General features: G+C 38.9%; 4 protein-coding genes. 3 read left to right on the top strand and 1 reads right to left on the bottom strand.

The window, feature by feature from the left end; all coding sequences use genetic code 11:
• Positions 1–7 precede the first annotated feature (7 nt).
• Positions 8–3,565, bottom strand: a complete 3,558-nt coding sequence (locus tag K2Y18_02190) for a tetratricopeptide repeat protein (protein MBX9804546.1) — start codon at positions 3,563–3,565, stop codon at positions 8–10.
• Between the two features lie 212 nt (positions 3,566–3,777).
• Here K2Y18_02190 and K2Y18_02195 point away from each other — a divergent pair, with 212 nt between their 5' ends.
• The 3 genes from K2Y18_02195 to K2Y18_02205 are packed head-to-tail and all read left to right on the top strand — an operon-like array spanning position 3,778 to position 13,106.
• Positions 3,778–6,381, top strand: coding sequence for a hypothetical protein (locus K2Y18_02195; GenBank protein MBX9804547.1), 2,604 nt, complete (start codon positions 3,778–3,780; stop codon positions 6,379–6,381).
• Complete coding sequence (locus tag K2Y18_02200) at positions 6,315–7,070, top strand: hypothetical protein (GenBank protein MBX9804548.1); 756 nt, start codon at positions 6,315–6,317, stop codon at positions 7,068–7,070. Before K2Y18_02195 ends, K2Y18_02200 begins: the two co-directional genes overlap by 67 nt.
• 57 nt (positions 7,071–7,127) lie before the next feature.
• Positions 7,128–13,106, top strand: a complete 5,979-nt coding sequence (locus tag K2Y18_02205) for a DUF637 domain-containing protein (protein ID MBX9804549.1) — start codon at positions 7,128–7,130, stop codon at positions 13,104–13,106.
• Positions 13,107–13,245 lie beyond the last annotated feature (139 nt).

Genomic DNA, 13,245 nt, shown 5'->3' on the forward strand with positions numbered 1-13,245 from the left:
GTTTCATTTAAAGAATGTTTTGAAGTTTTGCTTGAATTCTGGTTTTGTGGGAAGATTCTGGAAGACGAGCATTTATCACTTGCAAGGCTTGATTGAACAGAGCAATGGCTTTTTGATCCAGCTCTCGAGATTCAATAATATTCTTATTTTCTTCAGCACGCTTCGACTTTTTAAGACACAGCTGAGCCAAATCTTCTAGAATGAGATATTGTTCTGTGTGATCCGCTGCTTGGAATTTTTGTAAAGCCTTAAGCAAATATTTTTCTGCCTCATTAATATTGCCTTCCAACAGATAAACTCGTCCTAAACCATAGACCACACGAGCCACTTCCAAATGGTCTCTACCATAATTCCTTTCATAGATGAGCAGGCACTTTTGAAAGAGTTCATGAGCTTCTTTGTAGTTCCCAAGGTCTGCCTGAACATTGCCAAGATATACCTTGGCGCGCGCAACTTCGACATAATGATCAGGTAGGTTTTTGCTATAAATGGCCAAGCTTTTCTCGAGATACTCCTTTGCGGTTTCATAATCTCCTAATGTTCTATGAACATTTCCTAAATGAGCCAATGACCAAGCAAAGGCAACATGATTCACAGGAAGGTGAGCACTGTAGATTTTGAGGCTTTTTTCAAATAATTCTTTTGCTTTTGTAAAGTTGCCCAAATCTCTATTTACATTCCCGAGACGAGCGTAAATTCTCCCTATCTCAACTTGATTATCTGGCAGGTGCTTTTTGTATAGCTGAAAACTCTTTTCATACAACGCATGAGCTTGCATGTAGTTTCCCATATCTTTATTTATATTACCTAAATTTGAGAGAGCCCATGCATAGGGAATGTAATTTTCCGGAAGATGACTTTGATAAATTAACAGACTTTCCTCAAGAACTTCTTTCGCTTTGTCATATTCACCCACATTACGATAAATAATACCTAAATGAATTAAAACTTGGGTAATGCCCGTATAGTTTTGTGGAAGATGGTCGCGGTAAATACGAAGACATGCGTTGAGAATGGATTTAGCTTTTTCATAGTTTTCCAACTCACCCTGAATGATACCCAAATAGCTCATAGCTTTTGCAAGGCCAAGCTTATTATCAGGAAGATCCCTTTGGTAAATGAGGGTTGCTTCTGTCAGATGGTTTTTTGCTTCTTTAAAACTACCAAGGTCCCAACAAGCATTGGATAGGTAAACCAACGCTTGTGCAACACGAGACACGTTTGCATATGGTTCTTTATTGAGTTTTGCAAGACTTGTTTCGAGCAGTACTTTCCCGTGTTTATAATTTCCTAAAGTATAATATAGATTCCCAAGCTCACACTCTATAGAGCCCTCTATCGTAGGTGTTAAAAGGCTCTTATGAGATAAAATTCGCTCATAATGATTTTTTAGCACCCTCATTTGCTGAAGATCTTCTTTATCTTCAATAACTTGTGAATATTCTTCTAGTCTTTTAGAAATGTATTCAATATTATGATGTTTTTTTTCCAAATCTAATATTTTTGTCAAATAAGCTAATATAATCTCTTGCGTGCTTCTATGAATGTAATAGCTTGAACCAGATGTTGCTGAGCTGGATAAATCATTGTTGATAAGAGAATATTTTTTTAAATGATATATGAAATTATCAATAACGACATCACTTTTATACGCGTCTAATAAATCCTTTGAAATATTTTGAGAATCAATCAAGCTTATAAGGAGTAAAAGATCGCCAAAATCCTTATGAATATCCATAAGTGACCGTACTGCGGCAACGATAATTCCATAACGAGTCTTAGAATACTCACTTCTATCTTGTAAGACATTTTTTTGAAGAAGTGAAAAATCTGCATTAGAAACATTTAGATGCTCAAGATACTTAATATAGCTAATGTTTGTTGCTTTTAAATAATAAGCCGCAATACAAATATCTAAAGGAAAAGGTGGAAGACTCTTTAAAAACGTTATGGTATGTTCTTTTAGAGGAGGTTTAAAGTCTTGTTTGCTACCTTCTTCCATAACCTTCATAAATAAATCTAACTTTTCATCCTCCTCGAGTTCGTCAACTTGTATGACATGATTGACATGTGTGTTACTTTGAATATGAGTATCTCGCGTTGTAATTATTACTTTGCCTTTTCCCCAAAAGGTCGCATCATGTGGAAAATATTTGTGAATATCAGAAAATTTTTCGACGTTATCATAAAAAAGAAACCAATCAGCCCGAGTCTTTAGACGTTCTCTGACAAATTGGATAAGTTTTTCTTCCTTTTCTGTAGGGTCTTTAATGTTATTTAAAGCAGTAAATACCTCTTTATCTTCGCGTGTTTTTAAAAGGGCCCCTGCAAGCTTCTCGAAAGAATCTTTGAGACTTTCCATTGATTCTGCATTCAATTCCCATGAGTTATCATTCTCTTTCTGATCTAAATATTGACGAGCAAGGAAGGTTTTCCCAGCCCCTCCAGGGCCAACAAGAGCAACTGTTTGAATGCCACCTTCCCCCATCAGTTTATCGCCTAATAATGACAATAATTTAGGTCGCTGAAGAGTTGATGATAGTGACGCCTTCCTCGTAGTTAACGGTGTAAGATATCTATTTTTACCCTCAAACAAGAGAAACCCAGCTCCTACCAAGCTCAAACTTAACAAACATGCTGCAGTTAGATATCTCTTCCTAGGTCCCCAGAAAAAACCATTTTTAGGTGAGGGTTCCTCTTTCTTTGCACCATTATCCTTTGGTTTTGAACGTGACGGGAACATTTGTGGCTCCTCTAAAGGAACATCATTTGCGGCAAAAGGCTTAAACTCATGAATATAAGGATCGATATTTATTAAAGGATAAATTTTTCTTACAAGGTCAAAAAAGGAGAAAAAGTAATTAGATTGATCCAGAAAATGAAAGGGCCCCCTTTCATAGGATCTTTTTGAAAATGTCCGCTTTCCGTCTTCTAAAACTAGGTAATATACCCGTTGCATATCATTTTGAGTGGACGAAGTTAAAAATCTTTTTTCAGGGACAATTTGAGGATCATTCAAATACTTCTCTGTAAGGATACAAAGGATATTCTCTTTTGAATAAGAGTTGATAACCTTTTCAAGGTTAATGAGATTTTTAAGGAGAGGATTTTCTTTTTGAAAAATTTCCATCCCAGCCAAACTTAAATGATATTTTATTTGGTCGAGGATGGCCCCCTTCTCTTTGTTTAAACTTGGATCATACAGGAGGACCAAAAAATCTTTTGGATTTATATGAGATATTTTTTTTAAGGTGTTCTCAAAATGAAAATTTGCCATTAGCTGTGAATAATACGGCTTGAAATGTACGTATTGATCACAATTTTCTACAAAATCAATGATGCCTTCTCGAGAGTTGCACTCCAGCTTAAGCATTATGTTACGTATATGAGTATCAACTGTTCTGGAAGAGATGTTCAGAAAGAAGGATATCTTTTTAGATGCTCTGCCATTGAGTAAGCACGAAATAATATCTATTTCTCTTTGAGTGAAATTTATCCCTCGCATTGTTTGAAGATGCACAGAATAAAACTTATTCAACAATGTATAATTATCTTTGATTTTCAAAGCCTTGCGCGCAACTCTAAATTGTATGGTTGGTCTTTGTTTATTGATTCAAACTCTATACAGTTTCTACCTGGTGGTCTACGTAATTTTTACATAGATGAAGTCAAATACGTTTTTTTTGGGTTAGATTATTTGTTTGTTACTAACGTAAATTAAGAAATGTAAGGTATGCAGTTATTTTACGAGCCAACTTGAATAAAAAGGAGAAAGTCATGAAAAGAAAAGGTTTATTAATAAAAAGCTTGTTATTAAGTACCACGATTATGTGTGGACTCACTATGGGTGCACAACAGATACAAGAAGGCCTTGTTTATTATGGTGGGGATGGATTAACAGCACACCGAGAACAATTTACTATGGTAGGTAATCAAAGAGTGGAGCAACCCCATGGAGAATTGCCAGAACATAAAGGGTGTACGGTCAACTATGTAGAAGCATTCTATAAGAACCAAGCCCCTATACCTTTGGCGAGACAGGGTGAGAATGCAGGAGGGTATAGATACGATGGATTTATAACAGATAATTTCCACCCGACAATTCGAGCACAGCATCTCCTTTACAGCGACGGAGTAGATATCTATGAACCTCATGCTACGCAAGAATTGTGGACTCGTGGACAGGGAACTCCTGGACAAGAGGATGTTCGTATTTTTATATCATCTCATAAAGATAGCCTTAAGTTGAACTGGACGCCAGGTATACGCATTGATACCCCCAATGGTAAATTACCAGCTGGCCTTTATCAATTTAGTTCATCAGAAAATTTAACTGAAGAAGTGCCTTACCATCAGAATAATGTTAACGGCGTAAGAACAAATTATTTTCGTAAGGAAAAATGGTCAAAAGTAGGAAGTGAGCAATCTTTTTACATAAACATGCCCTCGCATCACCTTGTCAGTGTTCCTGGAATGCCAGAATATATTCTTAATGAATTTCCTGAAGCGCCAAAAGATTTTGTTGATTTGAAAATGATAATTGATGCATTTGAACAGGCAGTGGCTAATAACCTAAATTTGCAACGTCCTGAGCAACGAATCATTTTTATTGGGGATGCCCGAGTCGGGAAAGACGCTCTTGCACATTATTATGCAGGTTCTGATTTATCGGTTGCGCTCAATAGGGGTTTTAGACCAGCGCGGGTTGAATTACAAGGCAATCCTCAATTAGGCTCATTAAGTGTTGTGTCTGGTATTATTGGCTCCCGAAATGTTGGCTCTTGGTTTGATCAAGCAGGCCAACGTGTCATTTGGACAACGCCTGGAGCTAATGGAATTGAAACCCCTTTGAATGATATTTTGAATGTTAAATCTCTTAAAACATTATTAACAAAAAACAACCCATCAAAATACGTTTTAACCATTAAAGAGTCAGATTTATTTGAAGCAAATTATAAAAATCTAACTGAGGTTTTAATAAGGTTATCGCGCATGTTTGGGTATCAAGTACGGGAAGATGGTACCGTTGATATGGGGATAAATAATGATTTAAAAAATGCGCTTTCACTTGTCGTATCTCAAACTGATCGTATGAATCAAGGTGACTTGGTTGATGGAGTCTATTTAGACCAAAATGGAGTTCAGCAGCCAGTCAAAGGCATATTACGAAATATTTTAGAAGTCATGCAAAGTGCACCTTTGAACTATGATGCTGGCGGCATGGGCATCTTGGAATATTTAGTAAATCATCCTGAACGTGTTTCTTTCTTCTCTTTGCCAAATCTCGCCAATGCACTCTATGAACCTAGAGATCCCCTCAACACAAGAGAATCCATTCAACAGAGTATAGATGTAGCAAATGGAAACGAGTCGCGTTATATGGCAGTCCAAAACCCAGCTGATATTCATATTGTTTTTAAAGAAGAATCAAATACATTCATTAAACAAGTATTGGATAAATTAAATAATCAGGTGACAAAATACTTAAGTGAGGACGCAGTTGAAACAATATGGAATCTTTGCAATCAAAAAATACTTGGGCATGAAGGAACCGTAGATGAACTTCGTGATAAGCTTCTAGCTTTCTCTAATAAGTTTAACAACGCTAACACGCAACCTCTAGACGATTTTGTGCGGGACATTGAGAGTCTAATAGGTACGAATGGAATCACAAGGAATATAAATCATATACGCTATTTACAAGAAAAGTTGGGTATAAATACCAATTATGCTCGCGATCAGTGGCTTGCTCCGTTGATGTCTGTCATGAACAACATTCGTTACTTAAGCTCAAAAAATGTAGTCGATGGAAGTCAAAATTTAGATACATTAAATGGAATTAACTATATTTTTGATAGCCAAAATAAAGAATTAACGCTTGTTGGCTACTTACTTGGCATGACCGATGTGAAGAAGTTTGTAGAAAATAATCTTACGCGTAGTGGAATTACAGGCCTAACTCCGAATACTGAAATACGAAAACTCAATCTCCTATCTCTACGAAATTTGTTAGCAGATGGTAGTTTAAGTTTGAAAGAAGCAACGGTCGTTGGAATAACACCCGAAATAGTTCAGACAACCCAGTCTGTCACGCTCGATCTTTCTGCTAGAGCCCATCCATCTATGAGTAAGGCTGCCAATGATCAAGTTGGAACGCCAGGTCTTCCCGGAAGAAACGGTGGAAGCTTAGTCTTATTAGCAAATAAATTTACTGATGCCTATAAAGTAGCCCACCCACAAAATCCAACCACATTTGAAATTAAGAAAGACGGGGGGTCGGGACAAAACGGCCAAGAAGGGGCAATAGCACATCGGTGCCTACACCAGCGGATGGTACTACGGGAGATTGGAACGAGCATAGTTCTACGCCGGTTTCCGTAGGTCGAGGAGTAGATGATCCTGAAAAAAATAGATATTATGTGTCTGCATTGAAAGTGAAGGGTGGAACTGACGAAGATAGAAAGGGAAATCCTATTCCATGGTATAAAGCCCATTTGAGCATTGATTATACTAAGAAAGAGTATAAACAGGCAGGCATAAAAGGGACTAAAGGTAGCAATGGTAAGAATGGCGGAGCCAAAGGACTAAAAGGGCATCAAGGTCTTTTAGTTGTGGATTGTCCCAAAATAAGCCCTATCGTCGCAAGCAATCCACCCCAGGATGGGTCTGATGGAAGTGGGGGTAGCGGTAGCGCAGGAGGGCTCGGAGGACGTGTTAATTATAAAATTACGTACAATTATCGGCCAGGTAAATATGATCATAATGGTACAGAAATTTGGGCTAATGCTGAGGATGGAACAAGCCATTTAGGAGATGGGGGTAGGTATAGAGAGGATGGTCCTCGTCTTCTCGACAATGAGCGTGGACCTTTAGGTGATCCTGGGGATGCTGGGACTTCAGGAGCCAATACTGCTGGTCAAGTTGCTCCATCCCCCCAAATTACCGCTGACCAATTGGAAACATTAAAGACCAATAAGCTACAACTTTATAGCACCCAATATTATGCACTTGCCGTAGATCCTGTTAAACAAAAGCTTCTCGGTAAATTTACAAACATTCCGGCCCAATAAGAAGGGGGGGCTATACCCCCCTTACTTTTATGCAGCTAAATTTTTAAGGAGGAAAGAATGAAGTACGTAGTATCTAATAACTCAGTTCACAAGGTATTCACTTTGAAAGGATGCGTTACAAGAATTGTCATTCTTTCTCAAATAAGCTCCCATATTGCTGGAGCTATGGAAGAAGCCTTAACGGATAATCCTGTTAAGGTGTCTTCATCTTCCACTCTCGCGTATGGATTTTCTGCTTTTCCAACCAACAAGTACATTGAGACTCAACAGCAAGCTCTTAATTATTTTGGGTCACTTGATTTAACTCCAAAAGATATACTTATATTTCCTGCGCCAATAGCACAAGCTCTGATTGTCAATCGGATTGAAAGTGGACAACCATCTAATATTGCGGGTTCAATAAAATCAGATGAATTATCCTCCATGATGTTTAAAAATCCAAAAGGGTTTGTTATAAACAACCCTTTAATTAGCAATGTTTTAGACCTGGATTTCGTAGCTCAAGCCGATGAGTATTTTGATAACTATTCGAAAGAACGAGGTGCGATAGAAATAAAAAGCACTTCTCTTTCAAGTGGCGAACGTTTAGAAAACTTACGCCTTAAGGCTGAGTCTATCTGCATTCAAGAATCTGTTCTAGATCCATTAAATTCACTATCTATTGAGTTGCTAAAGGGAGATAAGGATCGGCTTTTGTCTAATGCCGATAAAAAACAAGCATTATACATAAATCCAAACACGATCTTGCGGGCGGCAAAACTATCAATTCATTCCCACAATCAGTTGCCCTTAATAATCGAAGGTGTTTTACAGAGTACCGGCGGAAATATTGAGATCTTTTCAGATGGAGATATTGTGCTTCATAACGTTTCTTGTAGTGGAAAGCTGATTATTCATACTAATGGAAGGGTTATTTTTGAAAATGATGCTGCCGTAATTGGTGGTGTGGAAATACATGCTTTATCTTTCGAGAACAAAGGACGCCTCATAACTAAGGGTAATATGGATTTTGGAAAAACCCAAATCATCAACAAAGGTCTTCTGCAGACTGAAACAGACATTTCTTCTGAGACATTACATAATAGTAAATCTGGTCATATAATCGCCAGAACCCTTGATAATCTTATGTCTATTTTGCCCCATAATGAAGGAACGATAGAATTTTTAGATGCATGTACATTAAATGGTGAACATTCGCTCGATCTGAAAGGAACTTTGGTCGTCAACGGCCTTCTAGATTGTCAATTATCCGGTGTTGACTCCACGCTTACTTTAAGAGAGGGCAGTCAAGTAAAGGCGTTAAAAGGTGCGACTGTCAAACTTCATACTCTCACTAATCATGGAAAGTTGAACATTACCGGAGAAAATCTAGGATTATATCTCACATGTTTAAATAACTTTGGGGATATTGAATCAGTAAACGGCACTTACGGTGAGGTATTCAAGTTAGTAAATAGCGCCACCATCCGCACGCTTGGCCATTCTACGCTTAACTGTACAACCGTTGAAAATAAAGAATCCGGCAGGTTTTATACGGCAGGGGTTCATCATGTTAATGTGACGGGAAGTTATCTTGACTCAGGTTATGTTTATTCTCCCACATTATTTTTGCTACAAGGGGCTTATCTTCAATTTCTTCCTCATCACCAATCATTTATTGCTAATGGGGTTATTAAAGCGACGCAGAAGTTAACGGTTGCTTCAGAAGCAATTTTGAACATGAGACACCGTCTGCAATTTTACTCTGATAACACGATTGTCCATCAAGGTGTAAATAATCAGCTCCAAGAATATCACAAGTCTGATGAGGATGCTCTTTATGACACTTACTATTTGCTCAACCCAGATTTCATTGCGCCCAGATGGGAGCGGAATGTTTTTAAAGCTTACGTTAATACGTTTTTAACAGGGCATTGGGGGGACTATTTAAGAAATTTGCTTAAAGAACCTTATGGCATTGTAACAATGGCCCGGGGCGATCTCACACGACGGGGCAATGACAATATCCAAGCGGGAGGTTCACGCTATACAACTTTTGGTCAATTTAAAGGGAGCAAATCTTATATAAAAACGGGATATTTCCCAGATAATCATGCCCAAATACAAGCAGATAGTGGCAACTTTTCAAATGTTACCTTAAATGCTCTTGGGGGAAAGGTTGCTGTGAAGTTAGATAAGGATATGGAAGCAAAGAAATTTCACGCTCAAGCAAAGACTATTGCTGAGTTAAACGTAAGGGGCTCGATGAGTCTTAAAGATGCATCCATTGCAGCCAGACTAGTCAGTTTAGAGGCTCAAAAAGATATGCAGATGAACACTGTCACGTTACAAGCCCAAGATCATATCCATGCTTCGACTCCCGGTAAATTTCAAGCTTCAGATTTACAATTGAAAGGCGGTGCAACGACACACATAGAAGGGGATCAAGGTATCCACATACAAGGATTGCAGAATCAAAACAAAACAAGATTGAAATCATCTAAGCAAGTAATATTAGACAAAGAGGCTAAAGGAGGTGAGTTAAGCATTGAAACAACTGAAAACTTTACCAATAACGCTTCTGTTGAAGTTGATAAATTTTCCCAGAGCAGTCTCCATTTTCAAAATAATAAAAAGGTTGTAGCGAAAGGTACCCTGAAATCAAAAAGCCAAACCTATGGCGATACAGAAGAAGCTATGTTGGAAGGTTCTGAAGTAGTGCTTGATGCGCCTTTAACAAGAGGAGGATTTAAGGGAATAGTTAAAGCGGATATGGCTGAAATTCTCCTAAAAGATATGCAGCTGCAAGAACTTTTACGGCACATAGATATTCAAAACACATTAACCTACACAGTTGATGATCATCTGGTAGTTGATGAGGATATTATCATAAAATGCAAGATGGTATTGCACGCAGTAGGTCTAGAAAATAAGTCAAGGATTACAGCAGATAAGAACTTTTTGTCATTTATAAAAAGAAATATCTTGAATGGTGGTCTCTTTCTTGGTCAAGGTTCCGCATACTTTGAAGCCGGAGGTGCTTTTACTAACACTGCCCAGTTAAAAGCAAAAGAAGGTTTAGGGGTCAAAGCGGCCCAAATATTAAATAAAGGTGACGAAAAGCTTCCTGCGGTAATGGAAGGCCAGGATATTTCGTTAGAATCTACCCAAGGCAGCATTGAAAGCCAGTACGGACAATTTAGGGCAAAACAATCATTTCAAGCTCGATCGGCTCGCGATACAACTCTCGATGCTTCAGAAGTTGACGCTGGTCAATCCATAAACATTACCTCGGCACGCGATACTTTGATCCAATCCGTTGTTAAGAGACTAAAGTCTGGTGAGGGAAACTATAAAGATATTGCTGTCCGTTCATTGCTTAATTCTGGCGGATCAATAGCTCTTTTATCGGGTAACAATACAACTCTTATTGGGGCAAGATTAAAGGCAGCGCTTGATATTGGAGTTGCTGCACAGAATGTTTATAGCTTAGCTTTAGGATTAGAAGAACAAGAAACACACGCTATTACTGACGGTTCTCAGACAAAGTATAAGCTGACAAATGATGTCAGTCAGATACAGGCAGGTGGAAATGTTGGTATTCATGCAAAAGGCATGAACTACCACCAGGCAACAGATATTGTCGCACAAAATTTGTCATTGCTGGGTCAAGATGTTGTGATCGATGACGTTACGGATAAGTTTTACTTATCGGAAACCACAAAGCATGAAGGTGGATTGTTCGGTCAAAATACTGAACAACAGATGCAACGGCAAGAAAGTACATCAAGAGGTGCTAATTTCAACGTTTTTGAAAGAATAGGAGTGAAGGCATTAAATAGTATTTCTGTAAAAAATATAAAATGCCAAGCTCAAGAGACCATTCTAGATTCTCCAGAAGTTAAAATTTTGTTGGGGCGTAACGAAATGCAATCCGCATCAACAGAAAAGAGCTCCAATGTTTTATGGGTGCGAACCACACAATCCTCCGATGAAAAATTAGATCATCAGGCTTCTGAGTTTAAGGGAGCCGTTAAAATCAATGCTAAAAACGCAATGATAGAAAGAGTTGCAGGCCAAACTCTGGGTTTTATGAAGACCTTGTCGGGAGATATACAAAATCTATCCGAATCAGAAGTCGTTGATTACTATAATAGAAAATCGAAAACAGTCGAGGGGCCATCTCAAGCCTTCGCCATGGTAATTGCTCTAGCTGTCTCAATGACAGGTGTTGGCAGTGCTTTGGGTGCAGCGCTCGTTGGCACAACATTGTCAACTACTCTCGCGGGAACAATGGTATCCGCTGCTGTGACAACTCTATGTAGTCAAGCAGCGGTACAGCTTATAGCTGCCAAAGGCAATATCATACAAGCAGCAGAAGCCATGGCAAATACTAAGGTTCTTGAATCTATGGCGCTGAGTGCGATAACTGCAGGGATTACAAGTCAACTTTGTGACGTATTGCATCTTCAGTTAGACCCCATAAAAAAGAATTTATTTGACAATATAAAACAGAAAGGTGTTGAGAATGTAGTAAATCTAGGGGCTAATATTGTTCAAGGGGGAGATGCCGATATAGCCCTTCGCAATGCTGCAGTTTCGACAGTAGTTGGGGCTTTGAGTGCATCAGCCGCGTATGAAATTGGAAATGGGTATTCGCATAACCATGTTGATCCAGTAACTCATAAATTATTGCATGCTGCTTTGGGTGCAGCTTCAGGAGCTCTACAAGGAGATGACCCCGCTAAAGGAGCCCTAACTGGAGCCATAAGCGCTACGGTAGCTGTGACTGTTACAGATATTATTCAAAAGGACTCAAAATCAGTTGCCAAAAGGGCTCTAGATAGAGCTGAAAGAGAAAATATAGAAACAACGCCTGAGAATATGCGCGCTCTTATTCGTCAAGAAATACAAATGACCGGGGCTGGTGGAAAAATTACAAGCGCTATTACGGCAATGCTTTTAAAACAGGATATGAATATAGCGATCGGAGCCTCTACGAATGCAATAGAAAATAATTGTCTGGAATCAATGGCTGCGCTTGCACTCCACGAGGCCAATGTCATGGCTGAAGCTAGACAAAGTGAAGGTACTGGGAAAACGACTCTATTTGAGAAAGACCGAGAGGATACTGAATGGAGTGGAGAAATTCCTTCTAAAGCACATGTTGGCATTGAGGGGGAAAAGTCTTATGTCGCTCATTATATAGCGGGCAAAAAAGCGCAATATGAGCATGATGGAAAATCGTGGGGTGAAAAAGAAATAGCACAAGCCCGTAAGGAGGCAGAAACTGAATTAAAAGGCATTGAGCAAGTTACATGGCATGAAGATGTTTTGTTAGGAGGGGCAAATATTGCGCGCAAAGCCGGTGCACATGGTTTAAAAGCAGCGGGAACCTACACTGCAGAAAAAATTCGAGAATTTGCCAAAGGGAAAGTTCAAGAGAAGGTTCAGGAGATATTAGTAGGTGAAAGTTGCTTAGATGCTGGCCAGTTTGTTGAAAGGGAAGCCCACAACCTTGGTGCAAGTGATAAAATGGCTAAAGGGCTCGGGGCAGCGACAGAACAGGGTTGTGAGCTATTCGTTTCCAATGCAATAAGCAAAGCAGCTTCGGGAGCCCGCTCATCCTCATCAGATATCCCTCATATAGAGGCGATTTCATCAGATCATGATCAAGTTGCGCATAAAGGTTATTACGGACGAAAAGCAGATAGGGCTGAAAAACATAAATGGGATAAGGCGGTAAATGAGGCTCAACCAGCAGTATACAGCAAACATCAAAAAGCGACAACGCGAGAAGAAGCTGAAAGATTGGCACGTCCTGGAAAACCATCACAATATTTTCCAGGTCAAAATGTAGAAGATTTGGAAAGGGAAGCTTTAAAAAGGGGAGCAAAACTTCCTGATCTTAAAGACAAAGGAAGCACTTATGTTGAATATGCTTTTCCTTATGAGATTGGAGTTGCTAATGGAAAACCTACTAAGAGCATACGGGTTGAAATGACAAATTCTAGTGTTCCCGAGTTTCATGGACATCCCAGACCTGAAAAAAAATAAGGTTGCTATTCTAATTCATCCTAATGATAGAGATGATGAAACATAATGGATTAAGGCCATACATACTCTTCTTATTTCAACGGCTGAAAAGCTTCAGGCGCTCAATGCTCATGCTTTCTTTACCTCATCAAGCCAACAC

It is taken from the genome of Alphaproteobacteria bacterium (genome assembly GCA_019746225.1).
Lineage (GTDB): Bacteria > Pseudomonadota > Alphaproteobacteria > Paracaedibacterales > VGCI01 > VGCI01.

Coding starts and splice junctions, on each gene's coding strand:
- K2Y18_02195 (MBX9804547.1), top strand. CDS start 3,778: ATGAAAAGAAAAGGTTTATTAATAAAAAGCTTGTTATTAAGTACCACG.
- K2Y18_02205 (MBX9804549.1), top strand. CDS start 7,128: ATGAAGTACGTAGTATCTAATAACTCAGTTCACAAGGTATTCACTTTG.